The sequence below is a fragment of the Aetokthonos hydrillicola CCALA 1050 genome, assembly GCF_017591665.1.
In the GTDB taxonomy this organism is placed as follows: Bacteria; Cyanobacteriota; Cyanobacteriia; order Cyanobacteriales; family Nostocaceae; genus Aetokthonos; species Aetokthonos hydrillicola.
Genome location: NZ_JAAKGC010000002.1, coordinates 1 through 23,675, shown reverse-complemented (window position 1 = coordinate 23,675; position 23,675 = coordinate 1). Strand labels below are relative to the sequence as shown.

The window sequence follows — 23,675 nt, the reverse complement described above, 5'->3', positions numbered from 1 at the left end:
CTATTAATCATTAGTCCTCTAAAAATGACAAAGAACACTGGACAAATGACTAATTTACTTTAAAAGTACCCACAGTTGCTTGTAACTGTTGTGAAATCTCCTTAGTTTGTTGTAAAGATTCAGAAACTTCGTGGGAAGAAGCACTTGTGCGTTGCGACACAACAGCGATTTCTTTCATCAAAGAGCTGACTGTTTGTGATGTTTGTGCTTGAAGTGCAGTGGTATTTGAAATTGATTGTACCAGTGCATCTATTTCGCGAGAAACCTCCAATATCTGATTTAAACTTTGCTTAGCATCCTCAACAATCCGTGTACCTTCTACTACCTGAGTTGTTCCTAATTCCATCGCCATAACAACATCGGTGGTTTCCCGTTGAATGTTTTCGACGATTTGTTCAATTTCTTTGGTAGCGACTGCACTACGCGCTGCAAGTTCCCCAACTTCTTCTGCTACCACAGCAAAACCTTGCCCTTCTTCACCTGCTCGCGCTGCTTCAATCCCAGCGTTGATCGCGAGTAAGTTGGTTTGCATAGAAATTTGGTTAATCAAAGCAACTACGCGGCTGATTTGTTGAGTCGACTCTCCCAGCCGTTTGACTTTCTTAGCAGTTTCGCCGACAGTTTCACGTAAATGCAAGATATTTTGCACTGTTAAATCCATTGCTTCTCCACTCTTTTTAGCTGTGCGAGAAGCATTTTGCGCAACCGAGGCGGCTTGCTGGGCGCTTGCTGCTACTGCTTGCATGGAATATGTCATGTCATCAACAGCATTTAGAGTCATGTTGATTTCTGCTGCTTGTTTGAGGGCTTCTTCTGCTAGCTGGCGGATCGCGCCTTCGTTGGAACCAATCGCCTGGTTCACCTTTGTAGCAGCATCTTTCACTTGGGTTACAATATCTCGTAAACTTTCAATAATAGAGTTGAAAAAGTCAGCAACTGTACCAATTTCTCCAGCTGTCACTTCAGCACGTACCCTTAAGTCCCCGCTTGCTGCACCTTCTACCTCAGAAAGCAGTTCTAGAAGTTGCATCTGCATAGCTTCTTTTTGTTGTCTTTCTTCAATCGAAGCTTTTTCCGCAACTGCTCTTGCTTTTTCTACCTCACTGATCAATTTTGCTTGCTCTAAAGCAAACCCTACTTGAGTTGCTAGCTGTTTAAACAAATCAATTTCTGGTTGCTGCCACACCCGAGGTTTGTCACAATGGTGAGCAATCATTAACCCTACGAGTGCATCACTAGAAATAATTGGTGCAATTAAATTTGCTTTAACTGCAAATCTTTCCAACATTCTGATATAGCAATTTGCATTGCTCAAATTTGGATCTTGATAGATATTATTAATGGCTCTTATGCGACCATCTCTATAAGTTTGTGCATGACGTTCTTGAAAACAAGGATCGTCGATTTGTATACCCAACATTTTTGGTAGATCTGCGCTAACTGCCTCAGCAACAACGACTCCATCCCAAGTATCTTGATTGAATTGATAAATAATCACCCGATCTGTTTTCAATGCTTGACGAATTTCTTTAACTGCTGTTTTATAAATATCGTCTGCTTTGAGACTTCTACGAGTACGCAGCGTCATTTCTGCAAGTAGCTTTACTCTTTCAGCATCCAATTCTTGCTCTTCTAGAAGAGTCTGTAATTGTCCTGCCATGTGGTTAATATTGGCACTCAAAATACCTAATTCGTCTTGTGATTCCACCTTTAAGCGGGTATTGAGTTCGCCTCTGCCGAGTTTTGCTACTGCTTGCGTAGCGTTTACAATTGGTTGTGTTGTACGTTTAGCTAACCAAGCTGCAACAAGAGCGACGATTAAGGATGTTATACCTGTACCTATGGCTATTGTCAAAAGCAATTGTCTTTGAGGCTCAAATGCAACTGCCGTATCTGTAGCTAGAATGACTTGCCATTTCAAATTTGGTAAATTTTCCAAGGTGCTAGATGCATAGCTTACCAAATAATCTTTGTGGTCAGGGGTGTATGTTGTGATGAAAGCATCTTGTTGTTTTGTCGCTTGCCGTTTTTCCCACCCAATAAAATCTTTTTTAGCATTTTGACCTAATTCTTTCTTTGCGGATGCTATGAAAAATTTCCCGAAAGCATCGCTCAAAAAGTATTGCCGCCCGCTATCGTCATGAATTGTAAGGACTTCCTCTAAAGAGGTTACAGGCATACGGGCTCGGATTATGGCCACAGTTTTACCTGTTACAGTATCTTTAATTGGTGCGCCTGTATAAACACTTAGTTTATTGGTCTCTTTTGATACTTCAGGTTGAGTGATAAAAGGGTTGTCGTTTTGGTTGGGGTTTTGGAAATTATCAGGATTATTACGATTAGTAGATTCGTTGGTTTGGCTAACAACTATTGGGTCACCTTTTAAATCGAAAAGCCCAATGCTATCATAGACTTTGTACGTCTCAACGAACTTGTCCAGAACTGCTTGTTTTTCTTTAGAAGTGGTAGTGTCTCGGAATTTAGGATTTGCGAAAATTGGCAGACTAGCTATGCTTTGAGGATCTTGATATCGCGAAAGCATGAAGCGGTTGATCTTATCAGCTAAGGATTTAGCTTCATCTGCTTGAATTTGAGCAATTTTATGGGTAATAGATCTACTAGCTAATTGATAAGCCAAAGTACCAATTGCGAGGATCGGCAAAGTGCCAATTGCGATCGCCAGTATTGTAGCTTTAGTACTTAGGCTCAGTTGTCTAAAATTTGCCCCTATAGAATTCATAGGAGAATGGGAACTAGTTTCGGTAATAGGCTGAGATGGTTTTACTATATCTCCTGAGGAGATGGCTCCTGATGAATTAAGCGATACATCAACATCCGTATCACTACCTTTAGGTGTATCAGTTTTATTAATCATAAAGTGATTTTGTTGTAGAGCAGTTTTTTTAGTAGCACACCCTAATCAGTACGGAGAATAGATGACTGCACAATAGCCTGTGCATCTAATACCAGCATTATTTCCTTCTCTTGGATAACACAACCGCGTAAATATGGGACTAAACTTGAAGCAATGTGACCTAGAGGAGAGCGAATATCATCAGGCATAAACTTAGCTGTACCCTTAATTTCTTGCACCACTAGCCCTACAAGCATTGATTCCACCCTAATAACTATGACGTTATGTTGTCTTAGCCTGTTGTCCAGGTATTCTAGATTCAGCATCCTTGGTAGATCGATCGCCCAGATTATGCGACTCCGCCAATTCATCAACCCAAGTATACAAGGGGGCATATTTGGCATGGAGGTCACAGCCTCGAAAGGTATAATAATAGCTTCTTGCGTATGCCTCATCGATAATAAGGCTGAAGTTTGTCTATTAAGCTGAAACTTAAGATACCCATCTCCTAAGTTATTTTGGTCATGATTAATAGAGAGCGCAATTTTTGAACTATTCATTGATTTAATTCGCTACTGATTTAATAGCACGCAGGAGTTGTTCGCGAGTATAAGGTTTAGTTATATAAGCATCGGCACCTTGTCTCATTGCCCATAAACGATCAATTTCTTGATTTTTGGAACTACAAATGATAATTGGTACTTTTTGAGTAGCTGGATTTCTTTTTAAGGAGCGGCACAATTCAAACCCACTCATTCCTGGCATAACTACATCAGTAACTATTACATCTAATTCATGAGATAAAGCTTTTTGTAAAGCTTCTTTTGCGCCTGTTGTTTTAATAACATTGTACCCGCTTTCTTTTAAGTAATAGCTCATTAGCTCCAATTCACTGGGGGAATCTTCTACTATTAGAATTGTGCCAAGCAAAGTCAGACTCACTTTATAAATCTCCTAAATAACGTTTATTTATCTAGTTATGGATCATCTTTAGTTGTAGACTATACATTTTGCGTACGTACTACAAATCTTGATGTGTAAAGATTCTTTCGGCAATACACGGCGTTAAGTTTAAGTTATATGTTTAAATAACATTTTTAATAAGTCCGGTTTTGTAAAAGGTTTTGTCAAATATCCTGATGCTCTGACAATCTTTGCCTTTGCTCGGTCTATAAACCCTGTTCTCCCAGTTACCATAATGATTGGTGTATTTTTAAAAGCTGAATGCCTCCGTAAAAGAGAACATAACTCGTAACCGTCTAAGTTCGGCATTTCGACATCTAGTAAGATTATATCTGGCTTGCTACGAAGAATTTGCATCAAAGCTTTTACTGGATCGTTGATCATTACAACTGAAAAAGTATTATCATCTAAAAACTGTTTTATAGAATTTAATACCGTAGGACTATCGTCAATGCAAGCTACTGTATATGTACTTTGCCCAGAGGGTTGCTGAAAATTTTTCTCATTCTGAACGGAATTATCAAAACTCGGTGGTTTTGGCAACTGTCTATCGACTGTTATTTGCGTTGATGGTAGCTTTGTGGTTGATGTAGGCAAACTATGACTTGTTTCATATTCACTAACTGATTGTCGTTCATTTCGCCGAGTCCTTAACTGCTTTTGACAATACTCAACTAGCACGCGCAAATCAAGGCGACAGAATTTTGGAAGATCATCTATTAAACCGACACTGTTAAATTCATAATTGCCTTCTTTTAAGGTAAGAAATGACTCCAAAACTTCTTTAGCTAATTCATCAATCAGCTCTGCTGCTTGTGGGGGAGTAATATAGTTCTTTTCCACCAACCAGCAAATAGCTTGATAGTCAGCTTGAGAGCGCTTCTCGCTGTTCGTGTCAAATAAAGCTGGTACCTGGGTAAAATCTGTAAGGTTAAGCGAGGGATATTTCTCACTTAGGCGTTCTAAGTGATTTTCTAGCCTTTCAAACAGTTGATCTGAACAGGAAGCATAAGTAAGTTTACCATCCTCTAAATAAATTGACCAAGAAAATGGCTTGAGGAAGACGCGTAAACATCCTGTAGCGCGTCGGCTGGTTAATTGTGCTAGTAGAGAGAGAGGGTGCAGTTTCTGCGAAAATTTGTAGCTACCTATGGGAGTTGTGCTCATTTTGCTTTTACTTAGGCTAAATTCAATACTTGTGTGAGTTAAACTTTTTTATTAAGGCTTGAAAAACATAAAAGTTTAAATTCAAGGTCTGTGGCGAAGTTTGATGGCTATACCCTTCTTTAGTAAGATAAGAAAGTCCCACTCAGTTTTATAAATTACAGGTTCAATTTACTTAATTTATACCGAGATGACCAGGCATTGTTATTCTCTAAGTAAAGAAAACGTCAAGACTCAATAAAGCCACTTACCTTAGAGTAAATTTTATGGTGTGACTACAATCACAATCATATCGTTTTTGTGCAAACATAAACATTACTTATATAATAAATACTCTGACGTTCCTATTTAATTCGTAGACTTACTGGGACAGCAAGAAAATTGAAAAGTTGATTGTTTTTTTACAAATTACACAGTAATCCTAATATTTGCTTTAAACTAAGTTGTGTTTAAACAACTCAGTGACAATAAGATTAGTTATGTAAATTTTTGTGAAAAAACTAACTTCATATTTATGCTAACCCTGTGGGGAGCCACTAAGTCTAGAGAACACGCTCCAGGTGTAGCTTAATTTCGCAAACGTGTACATGTAACTACAAATGAAATGTACTTACACAACATTCAAACCCTCATGACTTAAGGAATTTCAGGGAACAAGAAGATTTATTTACAAAGAAAAACTCTAGAGGAGCAGCTAGCACCAATGAGTTTTAAAAGAGTATATTTTTGATTTAAAATGCGGATGAAAGGACTTGAACCTTCACGCCTCTCGGCACTAGAACCTAAATCTAGCGCGTCTGCCAATTCCGCCACATCCGCATTACTAAGTAACGATAACACAAAAATTCATTTATAGCAATAGTTATTCCATATTTCCCAAAAACGAGTTGCACCACCCTCAATACTGCACGTAACTTTTTCCCATGCCCCATGCCCCATGCTCCATGCCCAGAAACTATTATGTTACATCAAAGCCACACGAGGTAGGCGGTGCTTAAATCCACAAAGAATTTCCCAAGAAATGGTGTTTAGTTGATTAGCCCAATCTTCAGCAGAGATTTGTTCCGATCCTTGCTCCCCAATTAAGGTAACCACTTCCCCTTCTTGTATATCTGGTAAGGTGCTTACATCAAGCATCATTTGATCCATCGTAATTGCTCCAATTTGTGGTACTCTTTGACCACAAATTAAGAAGCTCATTTTTTGTGAAAGATTGCGAGGAACTCCATCAGCATAACCAATTCCTACTACGGCAAGGCGGAGTTCGCGATCTGCTATGAATTTATGACCATAGCTGACACCAGAACCTTTGGCAATGGTTTTGACTTGTGTAACTCTTGCCTTCACTTGCAGAACAGGCTTGAGTTGAATCCGCGATCGCAAATGATGAGCTGGATAAAGTCCGTAGATAGCTAAACCTACTCGTACCATGTCGTAGTGTAGTGCTTTTTCGGTAAGGGTGGCGGCTGAATTTGCCAAGTGCAGAAGTGGTGGTTCGATTTCGCTTGCTTTGATTTGTGCGATCGCTTCCTCAAACCGTTCTTGTTGCTGTCTCATTACGGTTTGATCCTGATCTTCCGCTGTTGCTAAGTGGGAGTAGATACTCGCAATCTCTAAATTTGGTAGTCTTTCCACCAACTTGACAAATTCAGTCGCTTCCTGCCAAGATGGCCCAAGTCTCGACATTCCTGTGTCAAACTTGATATGTACAGGTAGATTAGATGGATAATTAATAGCTTCTAATGTGTCAGAGAAGACTAATGCTTGTTTAGGACTTGTGAGTGTTGGCTGAAGATGCCAATAGGCGATCGCGTGGATTTGCTCCAAAGTAGAAGTCGGGCCTAAAATCAAAATAGGAGCTTTGATCCCAGCTTCTCGCAATTCAATCCCCTCTGGAACCGTAGCAACACCCAACCAACTAGCTCCTGAATCTAGTACTGTCTGAGCAACTGCTACTGCTCCATGTCCATAGGCATCAGCTTTTACCACTGCCATTAACTTAGTAGAGGGCGATAATAACTTTACAACCTGTCGCACATTATAAGATAACGCTAATAAATCAATTTCCACCCAAGCACGTTGTGAGAACCAAGCGTAGGGATTGCACTGGTGGTATTCAACCTTAAAAGTTTCCTCATGGCTTAACATCTTCGTTTACTCACTACTACTTGTTGTACAAAATTAGGTGTTTGGGGATAGAGACTTACAGAAGATAAATATACATAATAATTACGCGCAAATATTTATGGTTGAAAAAAGACAACAGGCAATCATGCTCTCAGGCAAATGCTTTGAGTATTGTTGGCATTTATCCACACGCGTTTGCTCTAGCTAAGGAACATCCCAATTTTCTAAAAAAGACGGCAGTGGCAGCAGGAAAGATCCCTAATTTTTTACCTACCGAAGCGGGCATCCTCTCCCCTGCTCCGTAACTTTTGACTTTTGACTTTTGAACGCCAGGTGCTTTAAGCCGCGAAACCCGTCCAACGCACTGGCTCCTTTTGACTTCCCCAAAGGGGCTGCTCCCTCTTAAATTTACAGAATGTTCAGTAATTTTCCCTAAGACGCTTGCATATATACTGTGTATAGTTTAACTAGATATAGTAGATTTTTTGTATAAAAACTATCCAAGGTTTAATTACACAATTTAATTGTGTATTCATTTTTGTATGACTCTAAAACATAACAAAATTAAGTTTCCTCTTTGGCAATATCTAAACCAACCAGTTTTTACTCCCTATATTAAGCCGATATTGAATCCTCGTCGTTTCGCGTATTATTACAGAGTCCAACTACTACAACGATGTTGGACTAAAGAATGTAATGTTAATAGACCTTACCAGAACTGAAACCACCAACAACTCAACTAACCCGTCAGGAGTCCCCCACTGAATTCTGTACTCAGAATCAGTGGTCGGGAGGAATGGCGGGGGAATTGTGTCGCATCCTCCGACTGCATCTTTAACGCAGTTAAAGTTATGAGAGGGATAGCGACACAATTCCCTATCTCAAGAGCGGGAAACACATAGCTTAGAACTCCTTTGAAGTAACCGGACGTTTCTAGGGTCAAACTGCCCAACCCGTGACCAGTTGTGGTCATAAACTGAAACATTCTTTGTTTTGGTGGTACTGGTAAAGCCGCCAATCCAACCACGTACAATTCCACTTTTTTGGGAAACCTCGACATAATCACCAGAGCGGAACCCAAAGGGTGTAACCGTTCCACCAAGGCGCTTAAGAATTCCACCCTTGGAGTAATTTTCTTGGTGCAATTTACGTCGAAACAGCTTAGGGCGAGTCAACACAATGAACGGCGCTGGTGTTACTTTGCATTCCCCAGCCCACTCGTGTCCGTGAGTCTTGGCAGTAACAAAAGCTTTGTATTCTATGAACGCGCTGCTTGCAAGCGCTATTGCATCGTTTGCATGAGTTTCTGGAGTCTGTCTTGATTTATTGTTTTTATCTTTGACAAGTCCTAGGCGGTCAAGGTATTTTCCTGTATCCAATGAATCAACCTCTACGAGAAGTGCAATTATGTCGCATTGTGTTCTAAACCATTCTTGACCAACAGTTACAGGTGAAATTCCTTTGCCATTTTTCTTGGTGCTACCCCCACAAGCTTCATCCCTAATTTCTGAAATTGGCAAGATTAAAGCCATTTCCCGAAGAATTCTTAGTTCCATTAGTCGGTTAGATAAAATACTTGGAGGAAGTTTCTTTTTCCGTCTATTATTGAACCGTTTTTCTCTGTGATTGCGCAATTTAAAAAGTTTAGAACGGTCTATTCTTGAAGAGCGACGAGTGCGTCTTAACTCGGATCTCTTATCCATCTTTCCTGTTACAGATTGACGATCTAAAGTTTGATTCTTTTTACCCAGGTTTTTGGATTTATAGAACCCAGGCAAACAAGCATGGAATAATGCAATGGTTGCTAGCTTGGTTTGAAATGCAATACCCGTAAAGGCTTTTCCTCTATCTGTTCCTGCAACTATTGGTTGTGTTTTGTAACCAGATGGCTTTTGTTTAAGCTGCACGTAGAACACACCCAACTTATTACGTTTACAAGCAGCTTTGCCTGACTCTATCCACTTCCTTGCCCTAGCTGGTGTTGTGGGCATTAGCGGCTTTCCACGCTCGTCTACTACTGGTAATCTTGTTGCTTGATTCATGGAGATAATCCAACGAATTGTATTTGAACTTTTAGCTCGTCCCTTCGGGCAATTTGGTAGGCTTGTCTCCCGTTCACGACCGGGCAGTACAGTGGTACAAACTAGGGAAATATTTGTACGTGTAACCCTACCAAATCTCGTCGCCCTAACCAACTCTTACGTCGCATACCGTGAGCCTAGCCGCTTACTAGGTGTTTTGCAAGCCCACACTTACCCGTCCCTTGCGCGTCTCCGCAGGAGAAGGGAAGTGTCGGTAGTTGACGAACGTTGTACTCGAATTTCGCTAGAAATAGAGAGTATCACAAATTTAGCAGTTAGCGTCACAGCAATGACAAATCAATGTTCATATTGCAATCATCAACTTAACCGTGGTGATAAGTTCTGTAGTGCTTGTGGAACTCCTATTAACGACAACGGTGTAAATCCTAAAGAGTATCAGCAGATGGGCACTCCAATGCCTGGCTTTAGTGGCGAACCGATCCCTGAATTGAGAAATCCTCAAGGAATCCTTCGTTCTGGTGACTTATCACTAAGAATTGAAGGAGAAGTAGTGCCCATAGTCGATGTAGAGTTAGGGCAACAACAATCAGTTTACTTTGAACATCACATCCTTTTATGGAAGCAGCCTAATGTTCGCTTAGGGATGAAGGGTTTAAAAGGAGCCATGAAGCGGTACTTTGCTGGATTGCAAATTTTTATTAGCGAAGCACATGGACCAGGAAATATTGCCTTCTCTCGCGAGGCTCCTGGACAGATTGTAGCATTGACATTAGACCGTGGACAAACCGTGGATGTACGAGAACATCAGTTTTTATTAGCTACTAGTAATGTTGAGTATACGTTCTTTTTCCAACGAGGACTCGTAAATCTTTTGTTTAGCCGTAGTGGCGGGTTCTTCATTGATCGCTTTCAATGTAAGCGAGAAGGAGGGTTGCTTTTAATTCACGGCTATGGTAACGTTTTTGAAAAATATCTAGCGCCTGGAGAAATGCTGGATGTAGAACCGGGAGCATGGCTATGGAAAGACTCATCTGTAAGGATGGAAACAGTGACCGCCCTGCAATCAAGTGGTGGTATTATGGGAGCAATCGGTGTGCTTATGGGTGGTATTTCATTCACGCTTAACCGTTTTATTGGGCCTGGTCGCTTAGGATTACAATCAATGACATACCATCCTCCAACCCCCGAAGGTGCAACTCGTGTGGGAGGTAGCAGTAACTTGGATCCAGATAACTGACACACTTAAGTTACTGATTCCCTATCTTCACAAGATGAATTTGATTTTGCGGAACTACTTTTTTGAAAGAAAAAGCCTCTAATCTCAGAGAAAAATTAGAGGTTTTGGGTTTATGGATATCAATGTTGTCTTTATAGACTTTACCTCTAGTTCTATAGTCGATACGACTACCTATAGAATGAATCGCGGTTAAGCTGGTTAGTAGTCATCTATACAATGGAATATTTTATGAAGATTTATTTAGTGAAAAATATGGTGTAGAGTACTATTGGGTATTTAACTTGTATATGGATGGGACGCGGGCAAGATGCCCGCACTACAATAATTTTACACAGGATGCTGTGCATCAGCGTACAACCTAGCGGGAGTGGTTGCTTGGGATTGCAGCAAAACCTGTATATTGCCGTACTTTAGGGTGACGAAAACCAAGAACTATATCTTCTTTCGGAACTCCTGCTTCGAGCAAATCAGTTGCTACACCTTCTTCAGAATCATCACATTGAATCCAAATCTTGTCACCAATTAAACTTAAATGGATCGGTGTGGTATGGAGATATTTATCACCACTCCAACCTATATCCAAAACTAGGTATTCTCCGTGCTCGTCATCAAATAAAATGTGAGAGGTGTAATCATCCGGTAGTGCAGTTCGATAGTCAGCATGATTTTGGAGTACGCTTTTAATAATGTCTTGGTATTTTAATCGGGTATCCATTGCGCGATAACCTCACTTATATCATCAAAAACGACTAGCTTGATAACTCGGTTTTTGAGCAACACTTGCCCCAATTCTATGCTAAACACGCTGTTAAACGTTAGTTGAGAAACGGCAAGATAAAGTTCGCGTTCACTCCCCATTTCATTCAAGATTTGCTGATACAGGACATACTGTCCCAATGCTTGCTCCAAATCTTTTACATCAGATTGTCCGACAAAACTCTTTACTTCAACAACAATTCTTCGAGTTTCTTTTTCAGCACTGACTAGACGTTCTGCACCCAAATCAGCAGATAGGCGCTTTTTGCCTATTTGCAATGGAAAGGGATCATGGGTAATTGTCCAACCATCTTTCTGCAAGGCACATTTCACAGTATTGTGGTAAATATCTTTTGCTGGCACAGAAAAATCCTAACTTCTAAGATATTACGCTACACCATAATCCGTATACTGACGCTTGTAGGGAGCTTGCAGACCTAAAACGATATCCTCTCGTGGTACTCCCATCATGACCAATTCTTCAGCCCAACCTTAATGTTGCATAATAGTAGTTATGGCTAATTAGAAATATGTATGGAGAAAAGCTTTGGCAACTATTACTGATATTAGTACCCTGATTACTAGAGACCCGCGGCTACAAGGTGGTCGTCCCGTTATTGCGGGAACAGGTACATCTGTCTGTCGAATAGCAGCTTTGTACAAGCAAGGTTACAGCGCAGAAGAAATTACTGCTGATAAGAATCATTTAACAATCCTACAGGTTTATGCAGCACTAACTTACTATCACGCAAATCGAGAAGAAATTGATACAGATTTAGTCGAAGAACAGGCGGAATATGAGAGATTAGCTTTACTAAATAAAACTTTGAAGGAGATATAAATATGGATACGCTGATTCTAGAGCAGCTAATTGAAGAATTAAAAGTTATGCCTGAAAACTTACAATATCAAGTGCTAGAGTTTGCCCGAACTCTAGTAGGTTCGCAAATTCATGGTGTTCCAGGTAGGGAATTATTAAATTTTGCAGGTACAATACCGCCAGATGATATCCTGCTAATGAGTAGAGCAATTGAACAAGGATGCGAGCAGGTAGATATAGATGAGTGGTAGATATCTACTTGATACTAATATTATTATCGCGATATTTGCAAATGATAAAGAGGTGAATAATCAGCTGGGAAATGCAAATGAAATTTTTATTCCAAGTGTCGCTATTGCTGAATTATTTTATGGAGCAAGAAAATCGGGGCGATCTCAAAATAATATAGAACGTATTGAAGAATTTATTGCCAGAAATACGGTTATTGGATGTGATGTAGAAACTGCTCGTCAGTACGGTAAAGTTAAGAATGGATTACGTCTGAAAGGTCGTCCACTACCTGAGAATGACATTTGGATTGCATCTATTGCAATTCAGTATAACTTAATTCTTGTGACGCGGGATGCTCATTTTCAAGAAGTTGAAAACTTACAAACAGAGGCTTGGTGAAGATGCTTAAATAGGGTTTGCTAAACCTGCAACTTCGAACCAAAACGCTACGGATTGATGTACTTAGCTCATGAATTCTCATCAACTATCACGGTAGAATCAGCCGATCGCCCAAATTCTTCTGGTGAATATTGTAAGTGAACTTGTGAACCTGGCCAAGCAAATGTGCCTGGAGTCACAGAACGCACTAGATAATGAAGGCTGTAAACTCCTGGATCTAAGTGATCGCTATAAGCAACGACGCGATCGCGATAAATTGTCTTAAACCCAAGCTCCCAACTATCTGCTATAGCCTGTAATGCAGCTGTCGTTGTTTGGAAACTCGCGTCTACTGCTTCAAATCCTGCTGGTAAGGGATCGCTAATCACTACATGTTCCACAGGATGATCAGCAATAATCTCCAAACCAATATCAAATACCTGCCCACTTTGTAAAGATAATGGTTTATCAAAACTATACAGCCCTATCTTTTGCAGAACTTGTTCTTCACCAACTCGGCGAATTTCTCTTGCAACTCGTAAACCGTTAAACCTACCTGGTTGATTTCCCTGTAAGCGATAGCGATAAGCAGCTAAATAGTGTAGCGTTCCTTTACCTGATTTTTGCAGCACCAAATCATGACGACCACGGGGTAACTCACTCATTGGTACATTAACTTGTAAACTAGGATCGCGGTACCCTTCAAATCGTTTCTCTGCCAACTTCTTACCAGCTAATTGTACTTTGGCAACAAAATTGGGCGGTGTGGGTTGTAGCTTGGCGTATTCTACTAAAGCTGTTAAAGCTTGAGCATTATCATAACTAGTCTCCCACGTTCCATTACGCCGCAGGACTAGCAGACTTTGCAATAACTCATCTATAAATTCTGGTTTACCGTTTTGAGCAATAAATAACCGTAAAGCTTGTGCTTGTGCTACGGTTGGTGAACTCATCCATTCCCAACTACGGGGTAGACTAACAACTGCTGTACGACCAGTATCATATATAGATTGTTGTAATTGGCTCAACAATCGTTTAGATTCCCCAAGCCATTGCGGAAACTGGGATAAGTACCGCACCAGTTTAATCTGAGTGACTAAATCAAAATCATCGCGTTGTCGATAAATATCTGGAAGAAAACTATTGCGCTTGTCACCTAGTTGCGATAAAGCTATCAAAGCGTTAAGGCGAAGCTGGTTTTTACACAACTCCTGTTTACAATAATCATACTGTCGCGGGTTTGCTAGAACTTTCTGTAAATACCCTTTGAGACGAGACATCATCCCAGGATCAACCAAATTAGGGAATGTTCGACTAGTTCTAGCTAGAGACTCAGCTACATAAGAAGAAACCCAAGGATCAGACTTTTGTTGTCTAGGAAAAGCAGCAAACCCACCATCTGCTAGTTGGAGTTTTCCTAATCGTTCAATTGCTTGGGTTGCTTGTTTGTTGGGATCAAATTGTGCGAATATCTGATTGTATTTTTCAGACAGAGTTTGTAGATTACTAGCAATGATTAACTGACTTGCGGTAGGCTCTGTGAAAGGCAAATCATTATTCTCAAAAATCTGCTGTGCTGGTGCTTTCAGTTCTGGAATCAAGGTACTTGCTAGTTGAACATCTAATCCTCCCCCTTCAGAAGCTGTGTTTTTATCCACGTTGAGAGGAATTTTCACCTGATTTGCAGTGATACCGGCTTCAACGACTTGTTCTGTAATTTCTGGCTTGTTAATTTCTAAAGGAATTTCAAAAGCATCTGCTGTTGTATGATTCAGTTGAGTCGTAAACCGAATTTTACTGACTCCCGCACTACTAGCTAGCATTGGAAAACGATAAGCATGAGTTGCTGACTCTGCTTTCGTTTCTAAGGTGACGGTTTTGGGGTTATTTTCAGCAAATTTTACGTTATTATCTAGTTCTCCGTTGATTGTCAGAGTTCCTGTTTGATTAGTGCTATTGGTTATAGATAAGCCACCGAGGATGCGATCGCCAACACGAGCAAACTGGGGCAATATAGCATTAGTCACCAATGGCTTTGTCGTGATAAACGTTGCTTCTGAGTTACCAAAGCGCAGATTTCCATCAGTCGCGATCGCCATCACCCGCCATGTGGTTAAATCATCAGGTAGTTTAAAACTAACTTGTGCCTTACCTGTATCATCAGTAAGGATAGAACCATTGTAGTAAGCTAAAGCCTGAAAATTCTTGCGAATACGGGTACTTGCTGCACCAGATGAAAACCCACCACCATAACCCCAACCTTTAGGTTTAGTTACAGTTTGTTGTTCCAGCACAACATCTCGACGGTTATCACTAAAGCGTGTAGAGATAGGCTGTTCAGCGTAAACCGTGTTAACCAGATCTGGTGGACGATACCCAGAAAGCTGTAACACCGCTTCATTAACCACCATAACTGTTAACTGTCCTTTAACTGGATTACCCTGGTTGTCTTTTAGTTCCATTTGTAGCGTTTGTTCTGCACCAGGTTCCAACGATGCTTGTACTGGAGTGGCTTGGACTTTTAAATATTTATCTTCCAAATTGACTTTAAACGGAACAAAACCAATTTTTACCAGATTGTCTATACTTGCCGGTTCTACTTGATTGAGAGGTTTACCCTGTCGTACCAAAACAGCTTGTAGCGCAGCATTTGGTAACATTTCTGGTGTAACTTGGAACTGAATTTGCGGTGCGCCTCCCTTCACTTTGACTATCTGTTGATAAAGAGGTTTATCTTTAACAACAGCAAAGTACAATTCTCCTTCTGGATAAGGCGATTGAATCAGTGCACTCGCAGTTTCACCAGGTTTAAAAGTTGTTTTTTCTAGTTTAACTTCTAGGCGGTCTTTTTCTGCTGAACTCCAACTAACTGCATTGTCCCCAGTTACCCAAATTTGCAAATCTGACGCTGTCAAGACGTTATTATCGCCGAAATTAGCTCTAATCCGATAAGAACCAGATTCAGGTGGCGTCAGCATTACAGATTGAGGATTGCTTGCAGAATTTACTTCTGTTTGTCCCACCGTTTTGTATTCAACTTGATTTTTTTGCGTCTGACTTCCTTCTACTACCTGAGTGACGCTGCTATATTTCATCTGTTGGAGTTCCAGACGGACTTGTTGACCGGTGATGACTTTTCCTTTAGGATCAGTAAGAATCACTTCTACGGGAAAAGGTTTACCTGCTTCTGCTACGAAATTGCTTTTTAGACCGATTAGGCGATCGCTAGGTAACGCTGTAAAAGTCTGGGAATTTGTGACAGACAAATTAGAAACATCTGCAACTTGAACATCCACCCGGTAAGTCATCGGGTAAAGTAAATCCTTACTTACGTTTACCGTTTGACCACTTTTACCCTCAGCATCGAGTTTTGCCTTAGCTTGTAAAACATCGCTAGGTACAGAAGGAGTTTCTTCGGGGAAAAACCATTGTCTACCAAAAGTAAACGCTTCCCAACCTTTAGGAACAAAATGAACCGGCTGGCGAGTTACAAAATATTGAGCTTTTCCTCCTTCTACAGGAGAACCAAATAGATAACGGCTAGTAGCTTTAGCCTCTACTTTATCATCAATCAACGCAAACTCTTTATCTAAAGAGAGTTCCACCTTAAAATTAGGCGCCTTAAACTCAGCCACGCGAAACTCACCAGAAATTTCTTGTTGATTCTTCCCCTTAGCTTTGATTGTATAGTAACCTAATTGTTGATTACTTTTAATTGGTAATTCTAAAGAAAACGTACCAAATTCATTTGTGACTTGTGTACCTAACTCGGTCTTTTTCCCATCAGGACTTTCAAGAGTTAATTGATAACTAGAATTTTTATCCTGCTGGATAGTTCCATTCTGTAAGTAATCAGCAAAGCCAGTAAAGCTAGCCTTTTCCCCTGGTTGATACAGTCGTCTATCAGAGACAATAACCCCACGTGATTTTGGCTTACCATTTGCCCAATCTGCATCAATCCCGTAACCGTAAGAACCGCTATATTCGTCAGTACGAGTAAAAGCCCAATCTTTATTTTCTCGTGCAATGACTAATAACTTAGGTTCTTTTACAAAGCTTTTATTTCCAGCAAAACATTGCTTTAAATTTTCATTACTAACTCTGAAAGTACCACCTTCATCAGTTTTACCAGATGCACAAGGTACAACCTGAGTAGGGAATTTTTCTTCTAATTTTGACTCGTAGATTTCGATACTAGCAGCGTTAACTGGAGAACCATCTGTAAGATGATGTACTCGAATTAAACCTGACTCAGGAAACCACTGTGTAAACACACCTAAATTGGTCAGTTGAACCATACCGTAAGTTATAGGTTCTTGCCACAGTTGCTTACCATCTTCTTCATAAGTATTAGTGCGCGCCTGCACTCCGTAAGCTAACATTCCAGTACTAGCACCAATTTTCTGTCGTAAAGGCACAGTAACGTCAACTGATTGGTTTTTCTTCGCAGATACTTTGAAGCTTTGCCATTGAGTAGGGTTAGGTAGTAAATCATTACCATTTCCTTTAGGCACAGCAGACTCAAAATAAACTAAATCTGTTGGTTGAACAACTCGATAAGCTGCTTTGTACTTAGATTCTGGTAAGTTTACCACAGAAATATTTAACCGTAGATCTTTACCAGCAGGGAAAATATTCAAACTATCAGGAGTCCAGATATTACCAGCCAAATCTCCTGTTTCATACTTAACTTTTACAGGCTTACCCAAAGTTTGTCCAAACTGATCTTTGAGATTTTCGTCGATAGTGATTGTATAAGTAGTCTTTGGTTCTAACGCATAAGGGTTGATGCTAACAAATTTATCTTTATCATTAATTTGTAAAAGCCGAGAAATTGACTTTGGTTGCGGATTTATCTTAATATTTTCAATAGCTGAGTCTGCTACTAAGTTATTATTAAATTCTAGCTGAGGACTGCCTTTAACAAATCGCCCATAGGTTCCGTTAGCATCTGGCTGTCCATAATATGTAATTTCTTTAAATTTTAGAGGCGAGTAAGTTGTGACTTTACTATTAAAAGCTTGAGTAGTAGATAAGTTCCCATAAGCTGGGAGTATTCCAGGAGCAAATTCTAAGCGATAATTGGTTGCTTTTTCTAAGCTTTGTTGCGGTGTTAAATTATAAATCCAATTCCGTTTTGATGGATCAAACTTTTCTAGAGGATCTTCTGGTTTTTTCGGCTCTTCTTCTTTTGCTAAATCAACTTTGAATTGTACGCCTTTCTTTTTACTTTGTTGAATTAGCTGTACATGGTCTTGTACTGAAGCTAAATCTAGTTCTACATTTGATGTAAATTGCAAATTTTGCTGTATATCAATTGGTTCAGTCTCAGAATCTTCAACTGGATTCTTGCCTGGTAAATGCGTTAACTTGATAGATTCAGTATTAAAAGTCCACGCCAAATTATGTAAAAGACGATGATTTTTTAAATCTCCTAAACCTGCTTTGAGAGTGACTCGAAATCGTGTAGCGTTTGGTAGTGCCTTTTGCGCTTCAAATCCTACCATGCGCGGTGTCAGAAATCGAAATTGACCGGGTAACGGTGGTACAAGTTCAAATTTCTCTAACAAACTCTGCTGTTGTGGACTGTCGAGACTTTCAACTGGGATTAAAGCCTCTTTAAATCGGATACGAATTTGGTTGAGAGGTTTAGCATCTCCTACTGGACTAATCTGTTCAATCCAGTCTGGTAACTTTGGTGGACTGAGGGGAGCAACTGCTGGAAGCCGTTCTTTACCTGGAGAAACACTAACTGAATTACACCCTGTTATGTTTAGTACCAATGTGACAATTAGCAGGGATTGTATTAAAAATTGAAAGCATCTAACGGGAGTTGGCATCTCTTGCTTTTGATATCAGCATAAACCAGGTATCACTTGTTGTACTCGTTTCTGATTACTCTGTCAACCGAAAAATGATGAGTTGCGATCAACGTGGGGAGCAGCAATTGCGACGTTTTGTTAAGTCAGGCTTACAACAGCGCATCGTAACCACGATTGCTGTTCAATTGTCTCGACAAAGACTGAACAGTTCCAGACTATATTTATCCTGGTGTAACGAGTGGAACCAATACTGCTCGGTTAAGAGCCAGGAAATAAATTTCCTGGCTAAAAGCTGAAACCCATTAAAATGGGTTAAAAGATTACCCAGGTATTGTAGGGTGCGCTCTTACGGAGTCGTAACGCACCATTGACACCAATGATTACTTCATTAAGGAGGTAGACAAAATTTTAGGAATCCTGGCGATGACTCTAACACCAACACATGGTAATGTTTAGCTTTAATTGCTAGGTTCCTAGTTCAGCAAACTACCCTCTACTATGACTCGCTGTCCTCAATCGATAAATTCATCACTATCTGATTTTCTGAAGGATGTTTGTAATGAGGTTGATTAATCGCGGGACATAAATAGTCAAAGGAATTATCAGTATGTTCTAGCTGCATGTTGCGGGGTGTGTCTAAAGCAATCACCGCATCCCCAATCTTTTCACAGCGCTTGCAATTGCAGGCTGCTGCTCCAGTTGCTAATATTTCTTTGAGGTTATTGGCAATATTGATAAATCCTCTAGTATTTGTATTTTTGGGTAGTTGGGTGGCAATTTGAACTATTCGCTCAATTTCGTCACGGTATTGTGCTAAAAGAAACTGGTCAATTTGACACTTGCTGTGACAAGTTTTTACATCACCAAATTCGTCGGCAAACTGCTTTAATCCTAAGACAGGATTTTTTAAATCAATGTTAAGCGGTACAATAGCGCGAGCACAGGCAGTTGAATCAATATTGGTATTATTAAACTTTCTTCTTAGAATTAGTTCAAAACGTTTGATATAAATTCCCAAAATAGAAAGAGCAAGTTCTTTATCTTGGGGACTGCTAAAATTAAGTTTGTGCGTGCTGAAAAGTTGGGGTATAAGCTGTAAAATAGCTTTGAGTTCGCTAGTTTTAAATCTATTGCTCCACAAAGCGATCGCATCTCCAATATTGTTGATAGTTTCTAGGCGCAACACAAAGTAGAACGAGATAAGATTAATTAGGTAACTGCGCTTTATCTACATCTGAACGTAATTGGAGATATAAAGCGGCTCGTCGCCAAATAGAGATTGAAAGTATTGTTTGTAGGTTTGCGTACCAAGTAACTTTGAGCGTGCAACTGAGGTGTCTAAAAAGTGTTGTCGTCCAGATTTACCCTCCATGCGCGTGTTATTCCTCGTCTAAATTACCATGTTGGTTGTCGTCAAGTTGCACCCCAAATGGTAATGTATCAAAGCCTAAGTCTTCTAAAGTTAAAATTGCTGACTCTACTTCCAAATTGGTGATTGAAACAAGAGTGAGCAGGGATGCAAGTAAATCATAAGCTCCTTGGTACTGAGTCGCGGTATAATCAATCCAGCGGTTAGAATATGCAAGTGCATCATGCAGTGCCATTACCACTTCTGTTAATGGGTCAGCAGTGTATTTATCACGCATAATACGCATGGTACGCATTAGGTTATCTACATAGACTGCTGCCATAGGTTCTCCAGAGTAAGAGGAGAGTTTCTGCAAATCGACCAATATAGCGTTGGTCATTTCTACTGTGGAGATTTCTTTGACAGTTTGTGAGGTATTCATTGTATTCCTAACAGAATTTTGAATTTTGAATTTTGAATTTTGAATTCCGCCTTGCGGTACTAGGTTTGGTTTCCCTTCTTCTCCCTAGGAACAACTACAAACAATTCACCCATACCACAGCCAAAAAAATCACATAGAACCGCTAGAGTATCAACATCGTAACGCTTTGCGGTGTTATCGCATAATCCTCTTATGGCTGCATTAGTTAGTCCTGTTAGCTGAGCCAATCCTGATCTAGTCATATCTTGAGCGTCAATCAAATCTTGCAAGCGACAATGAATTTTAACTTGAGATTGCTGCACGGCTTTGCGATCATCTCTTTTGGTGAATTTTGGTGGAACGGGAGAATTCATTATTCACTGCTGTTATCTACTTGGACTTTGTTTCTATTGTGGATTATTGATTGAGTTGTTTTAACGATTAATTGATTAATTGATTGATCGTTTAATCGTTTAATGGGCTATGATGGGAAATAACAAAGGCGATAGCGAAGCGCTGCCCGCAAAGCGGGATCGCCAAAAACCAACAGTGATCTGAATATATATGACCGAAAATCTATTAGATATCGAAGAACCAGCCTTCAGTGATGATGAGAAAAATAGGGAAACAATCAAGCATCTGCTAGTGGGTTCCCCCAAAGCAGTGACTAACACCATCCACGCTTTGTTTATGCTGGGATATGCTGATCCAACAGCTTGGAGTCAGCCAATACCAACCAATAAGCCTGGGGAAGTCGTGAGTATTTTGATCCGGTCTATTTTGGTACATTAAGAAGGGTTTATTGATGGGGATATCATACACCCCATCAATAAACCCTCAGAGATTTAATATCATCTTTACATGAAGACGCATAGAAAGAATGTCACCGCCTTCTTTCCTCCCCTTGGAAAGGGGAGGTTAGGAGGGGTAAAAATAATGTGCAGCTTCACAGAAAATTGGTATAAGGAATATGTTCAAAAGTTCATTTGTGCTGTAAAAATTTCTCGTGCAGTTAGATTCAATTCCGGAAATACTAATGATTCTATACGGTCATTTCTTCTAAATTGTTTATTTTGATAATTACCTTGATCATTTCGAGTATAAATACTAATGGTTGGTAGTTTACCTTCACCTATCATTAATTCAGTACCATAAGGGTAATAATCTACAATCCAGTATTCTTGTATTCCCATTTCATCATAATCAGCAAGCTTTTTCAGATAATCATCTCTCCAATTTGTACTGACCCTTACGGGTTCGTCAGTTGCTTCAACGCGGGGAACCCGCGCAACGCACTGACTCACTACTTCAATAACAAACACTATCGACTCAGATTTACTCACTATTGATTCATCTTCCCAATACGGTTCGTTTACTAAATTAGTAAAATTTAATAAAAGTACATCCGGATAGTATCCAGATTGTTTCTTTTCAGGTCTTACTAGTCCTTTGTTCGGTACAAAATAATTAAGCTTAAGTCTCAAACATTCACCGATTATAATTTTTACCAAAAATCCTACAATTTCCTCATGTTTTCCTTTTGGTTGAGGCATTTGTACAATCTCTCCATCGTATAATTCGTAGCGAATACTTTCAGGTTGTGCTTGTAGAAAATCTACGAATTCATCAAATGTGGTTAAATTTTCTATTGGTTGTCTCATGGCTTTTTACTGAATGTTCTGTAAATATGTATTCTCTATTATTAATATTATTTTCCTGGATTATAAAGATATTCATTTTTTGTTTATAAGAAAATATTCTGACGTTTCAGAATATTATAACCCACATTCAGCAGGTTAAATTGCAACGCCAGTTACTTTAACGTATCCGTATATTGGGGTAAGTGAGGCAACACGGGAACTTTACTAGTACAACACGGCGTAAATAAAGCAACCATTTCAAACACCCAGAAGCCTTAATTTATAGCAGTTATCATTTGTATTAAATACACCCCTTTGTAAGGGCGTAGCCTCCGGCTTCTCGCAGAGTAAGCCTTTCGCCCCTACAAATGTATTGCACGCAATCGAGAACCGCTATATAAAACTTTTGAATGCTTGACTTTTGAATGCTTGACTTTCAAGGGAGCGGTACTAGCCCTCAGTCGATTCTTGGTAAATTTTGGTGAGCTGGATTAAGATAAGGCAGCTATGCTCACTACAGAGGGAAGAAAGCCGCAGGTGAGATATGAAAAAACTCTGCTAATTCTTCAATGTGTCTGCTAGTAAGCTTACGTTTCTTGTTGAGTATGGCGGACACTATAGATTCTGTTTTGAATATAGGTATTAAATCTTTCTGACGTAACCCATTATCTTCCATTAAAACCTTGAGAAGATCTACACCATATATATCAGGGATAGGCTCTTGTGTTTGCTCATATTCATAAACTAAAGTACCTAAGACATTTAAGTAATCTGACTCATCGGGTGTTAGTGGAGCACGGTCAATCAGCGAATTAATTACCCTTTGGGTAGCTAGCAGTTCCTCCTGTGAATTAATAGGTCGGGGAGGAAATTCTTGCAGTAGTTTAATGTAAGTTGGTCTATTATGTAAACCAGTCATCTTTTTTCCATTTGTCTGTGTCGTACTCTGCATGTGTTAAGAAATTACGAATAAATACCTTTTTCTTTTGAAAGTCAATATAAGTAATAAGGCGATAGTCATTACCTTTAATGTTAAAAACAATGAGATTACCAACTTGGTCAGCAGAATTAAAGCTTTGGCGCACTTCAACAAGATTTTGCCATTTAGCTAGGGTTGTACATTTGCTCCAAGTCAGCAAACTAGACTTGGCGTCAGGATACTTTCCATAAAACTTTTTTAGTGATTGTACAGAAATAATATGCATTTTGACTTTCTATTAGTTGATGAGCCATATCAATTCCTTTCCCGTGGTATATGCTTTCTAGAACAGGTTTGTGAACCCTATGTGTAACTTAGCGTTTTGCTAAGTTTATGTCAACTGCCATTTTGGCTTATTTATATTGAAGCCTAGCAGAAAAGCCGAGTTGCATGAAAGCAACCATAGTGGGTATGTGACAATCAAGGCATCAAACACCTACCGAAAGAAAAAAATATCGTACAATATCACTACCTATTGCTTCCCGAATGACTCCTGTATAGCCCGATCTTTTTCAAGACGACTTTATCAAACATTATTTAATGTGGAATTTCTAAATATAAAGCCATACTGCAACAAACAGCATGGCCTGTGGTTCGGTATAGTGTTTTAATTTAGTTAAATAGGACTACAACATCAAATTCCAGCATTCCGGATTGGACTGCAATATTTATTTGATGGTGTGCGTGGATGTGTGTTATTGAAAATTGCCAGAATCGTAGGTTGGGTAGAGCGATAGCGAAACCCAACAAACCCCTATAAATGTTGGATTGCGGAAAAAGACTATTTAGAGGAAACGGCTAAACAGAAGGAGTAACAAAATGGTTGAACAAAATGATGTTCATGTTAGCTGTGGAAATGTTTTTGAAGACTTAGGTTTACCAGATGCTCGAGA

20 protein-coding genes, 1 tRNA gene and 1 pseudogene are annotated in these 23,675 nt (G+C 39.7%); 5 read left to right on the top strand and 17 right to left on the bottom strand.

What is annotated here, in order from left to right; genetic code table 11:
* Positions 1-49 precede the first annotated feature (49 nt).
* The 7 genes from G4P69_RS01290 to G4P69_RS01260 form a co-directional block, all read right to left on the bottom strand.
* The gene (locus tag G4P69_RS01290; protein WP_208348119.1) at positions 50-2,875 is read right to left on the bottom strand and encodes a methyl-accepting chemotaxis protein; all 2,826 of its coding nucleotides are present in this window, start codon (positions 2,873-2,875) and stop codon (positions 50-52) included.
* Positions 2,876-2,916: 41 nt separating this feature from the next.
* On the bottom strand, positions 2,917-3,414 hold the full coding sequence (locus G4P69_RS01285; protein ID WP_208341420.1) for a chemotaxis protein CheW: 498 nt from the start codon (positions 3,412-3,414) through the stop codon (positions 2,917-2,919).
* A gap of 4 nt (positions 3,415-3,418) precedes the next feature.
* The gene (locus tag G4P69_RS01280) at positions 3,419-3,796 is read right to left on the bottom strand and encodes a response regulator (protein WP_208341421.1); all 378 of its coding nucleotides are present in this window, start codon (positions 3,794-3,796) and stop codon (positions 3,419-3,421) included.
* A gap of 129 nt (positions 3,797-3,925) precedes the next feature.
* Positions 3,926-4,984 (bottom strand): response regulator, encoded by a 1,059-nt coding sequence (locus G4P69_RS01275; RefSeq protein WP_208341422.1) that lies wholly within the window; start codon positions 4,982-4,984, stop codon positions 3,926-3,928.
* A 734-nt stretch (positions 4,985-5,718) separates the two neighbouring features.
* Positions 5,719-5,800: transfer RNA gene (locus G4P69_RS01270), tRNA-Leu, on the bottom strand.
* 144 nt (positions 5,801-5,944) lie between these two features.
* Positions 5,945-7,129 carry an alanine racemase gene (alr, locus tag G4P69_RS01265; RefSeq protein ID WP_208341423.1) on the bottom strand — a complete coding sequence of 395 codons (1,185 nt, stop codon included), beginning with the start codon at positions 7,127-7,129 and terminating at the stop codon, positions 5,945-5,947.
* Between the two features lie 860 nt (positions 7,130-7,989).
* Entirely contained in the window at positions 7,990-9,150 is a 1,161-nt protein-coding gene (locus tag G4P69_RS01260) for an RRXRR domain-containing protein (protein WP_208341424.1), read from the bottom strand.
* Here G4P69_RS01260 and G4P69_RS01255 point away from each other — a divergent pair.
* Complete coding sequence (locus G4P69_RS01255; RefSeq protein ID WP_208341425.1) at positions 9,149-10,387, top strand: AIM24 family protein; 1,239 nt, start codon at positions 9,149-9,151, stop codon at positions 10,385-10,387. The genes G4P69_RS01260 and G4P69_RS01255 overlap by 2 nt on opposite strands.
* Before the next feature lie 358 nt (positions 10,388-10,745).
* On the opposite strand, the gene G4P69_RS01250 is transcribed toward G4P69_RS01255, so the two are convergent.
* From G4P69_RS01250 to G4P69_RS01240, 3 genes and pseudogenes are all read right to left on the bottom strand, one after another.
* Positions 10,746-11,102, bottom strand: coding sequence for a XisI protein (locus G4P69_RS01250; RefSeq protein WP_208341426.1), 357 nt, complete (start codon positions 11,100-11,102; stop codon positions 10,746-10,748).
* The gene (locus tag G4P69_RS01245; protein WP_208341427.1) at positions 11,087-11,506 is read right to left on the bottom strand and encodes an element excision factor XisH family protein; all 420 of its coding nucleotides are present in this window, start codon (positions 11,504-11,506) and stop codon (positions 11,087-11,089) included. Before G4P69_RS01245 ends, G4P69_RS01250 begins: the two co-directional genes overlap by 16 nt.
* A gap of 24 nt (positions 11,507-11,530) precedes the next feature.
* A pseudogene (locus G4P69_RS01240) lies at positions 11,531-11,629 on the bottom strand (element excision factor XisI family protein); the annotation flags it as partial.
* Between the two features lie 61 nt (positions 11,630-11,690).
* Here G4P69_RS01240 and G4P69_RS01235 point away from each other — a divergent pair.
* The 3 genes from G4P69_RS01235 to G4P69_RS01225 are packed head-to-tail and all read left to right on the top strand — an operon-like array spanning position 11,691 to position 12,593.
* The gene (locus tag G4P69_RS01235) at positions 11,691-11,984 is read left to right on the top strand and encodes a DUF433 domain-containing protein (protein ID WP_208341428.1); all 294 of its coding nucleotides are present in this window, start codon (positions 11,691-11,693) and stop codon (positions 11,982-11,984) included.
* A gap of 2 nt (positions 11,985-11,986) precedes the next feature.
* On the top strand, positions 11,987-12,214 hold the full coding sequence (locus tag G4P69_RS01230) for a hypothetical protein (RefSeq protein WP_208341429.1): 228 nt from the start codon (positions 11,987-11,989) through the stop codon (positions 12,212-12,214).
* Entirely contained in the window at positions 12,204-12,593 is a 390-nt protein-coding gene (locus G4P69_RS01225) for a type II toxin-antitoxin system VapC family toxin (protein ID WP_208341430.1), read from the top strand. Before G4P69_RS01230 ends, G4P69_RS01225 begins: the two co-directional genes overlap by 11 nt.
* Positions 12,594-12,661: 68 nt before the next feature.
* Here the strand turns inward: G4P69_RS01225 and G4P69_RS01220 are convergent, their stop codons facing one another.
* The 4 genes from G4P69_RS01220 to G4P69_RS01205 all read right to left on the bottom strand — a co-directional run bounded on the left by G4P69_RS01220 (position 12,662) and on the right by G4P69_RS01205 (position 20,537).
* Positions 12,662-18,412, bottom strand: a complete 5,751-nt coding sequence (locus tag G4P69_RS01220; protein ID WP_208341431.1) for an alpha-2-macroglobulin family protein — start codon at positions 18,410-18,412, stop codon at positions 12,662-12,664.
* A gap of 478 nt (positions 18,413-18,890) precedes the next feature.
* Positions 18,891-19,580 (bottom strand): hypothetical protein, encoded by a 690-nt coding sequence (locus tag G4P69_RS01215; RefSeq protein WP_243902353.1) that lies wholly within the window; start codon positions 19,578-19,580, stop codon positions 18,891-18,893.
* A gap of 193 nt (positions 19,581-19,773) precedes the next feature.
* A complete protein-coding gene (locus G4P69_RS01210) occupies positions 19,774-20,184 on the bottom strand; it encodes a hypothetical protein (RefSeq protein WP_208341432.1) in 411 nt (136 codons plus the stop codon).
* A 59-nt stretch (positions 20,185-20,243) separates the two neighbouring features.
* Positions 20,244-20,537, bottom strand: coding sequence for a helix-turn-helix domain-containing protein (locus G4P69_RS01205; RefSeq protein ID WP_208341433.1), 294 nt, complete (start codon positions 20,535-20,537; stop codon positions 20,244-20,246).
* A 190-nt stretch (positions 20,538-20,727) separates the two neighbouring features.
* On the opposite strand from G4P69_RS01205, the gene G4P69_RS01200 reads away from it, so the two are divergent.
* Complete coding sequence (locus G4P69_RS01200) at positions 20,728-20,955, top strand: hypothetical protein (protein ID WP_208341434.1); 228 nt, start codon at positions 20,728-20,730, stop codon at positions 20,953-20,955.
* Between the two features lie 182 nt (positions 20,956-21,137).
* Here G4P69_RS01200 and G4P69_RS01195 read toward each other — a convergent pair whose 3' ends face one another.
* The 3 genes from G4P69_RS01195 to G4P69_RS01185 form a co-directional block, all read right to left on the bottom strand.
* Positions 21,138-21,824: a Uma2 family endonuclease gene (locus tag G4P69_RS01195; RefSeq protein WP_208341435.1), complete on the bottom strand. Its 687-nt coding sequence runs from the start codon at positions 21,822-21,824 to the stop codon at positions 21,138-21,140.
* Positions 21,825-22,317: 493 nt separating this feature from the next.
* Positions 22,318-22,722 carry a helix-turn-helix domain-containing protein gene (locus G4P69_RS01190; protein WP_208341436.1) on the bottom strand — a complete coding sequence of 135 codons (405 nt, stop codon included), beginning with the start codon at positions 22,720-22,722 and terminating at the stop codon, positions 22,318-22,320.
* Entirely contained in the window at positions 22,706-23,008 is a 303-nt protein-coding gene (locus G4P69_RS01185; protein WP_208341437.1) for a type II toxin-antitoxin system HigB family toxin, read from the bottom strand. Before G4P69_RS01185 ends, G4P69_RS01190 begins: the two co-directional genes overlap by 17 nt.
* Positions 23,009-23,675: the final 667 nt, after the last annotated feature.

Bases quoted from the DNA above. Each gene is read 5' to 3' on its own strand.
- G4P69_RS01290 (WP_208348119.1), bottom strand. From the start codon at position 2,875: ATGATTAATAAAACTGATACACCTAAAGGTAGTGATACGGATGTTGAT.
- G4P69_RS01285 (WP_208341420.1), bottom strand. From the start codon at position 3,414: ATGAATAGTTCAAAAATTGCGCTCTCTATTAATCATGACCAAAATAAC.
- G4P69_RS01275 (WP_208341422.1), bottom strand. From the start codon at position 4,984: ATGAGCACAACTCCCATAGGTAGCTACAAATTTTCGCAGAAACTGCAC.
- alr (WP_208341423.1), bottom strand. From the start codon at position 7,129: ATGTTAAGCCATGAGGAAACTTTTAAGGTTGAATACCACCAGTGCAAT.
- G4P69_RS01255 (WP_208341425.1), top strand. From the start codon at position 9,149: ATGGAGATAATCCAACGAATTGTATTTGAACTTTTAGCTCGTCCCTTC.
- G4P69_RS01260 (WP_208341424.1), bottom strand. From the start codon at position 9,150: ATGAATCAAGCAACAAGATTACCAGTAGTAGACGAGCGTGGAAAGCCG.
- G4P69_RS01250 (WP_208341426.1), bottom strand. From the start codon at position 11,102: ATGGATACCCGATTAAAATACCAAGACATTATTAAAAGCGTACTCCAA.
- G4P69_RS01230 (WP_208341429.1), top strand. From the start codon at position 11,987: ATGGATACGCTGATTCTAGAGCAGCTAATTGAAGAATTAAAAGTTATG.
- G4P69_RS01225 (WP_208341430.1), top strand. From the start codon at position 12,204: ATGAGTGGTAGATATCTACTTGATACTAATATTATTATCGCGATATTT.
- G4P69_RS01220 (WP_208341431.1), bottom strand. From the start codon at position 18,412: ATGCCAACTCCCGTTAGATGCTTTCAATTTTTAATACAATCCCTGCTA.
- G4P69_RS01210 (WP_208341432.1), bottom strand. From the start codon at position 20,184: ATGAATACCTCACAAACTGTCAAAGAAATCTCCACAGTAGAAATGACC.
- G4P69_RS01205 (WP_208341433.1), bottom strand. From the start codon at position 20,537: ATGAATTCTCCCGTTCCACCAAAATTCACCAAAAGAGATGATCGCAAA.
- G4P69_RS01200 (WP_208341434.1), top strand. From the start codon at position 20,728: ATGACCGAAAATCTATTAGATATCGAAGAACCAGCCTTCAGTGATGAT.
- G4P69_RS01195 (WP_208341435.1), bottom strand. From the start codon at position 21,824: ATGAGACAACCAATAGAAAATTTAACCACATTTGATGAATTCGTAGAT.
- G4P69_RS01190 (WP_208341436.1), bottom strand. From the start codon at position 22,722: ATGACTGGTTTACATAATAGACCAACTTACATTAAACTACTGCAAGAA.
- G4P69_RS01185 (WP_208341437.1), bottom strand. From the start codon at position 23,008: ATGCATATTATTTCTGTACAATCACTAAAAAAGTTTTATGGAAAGTAT.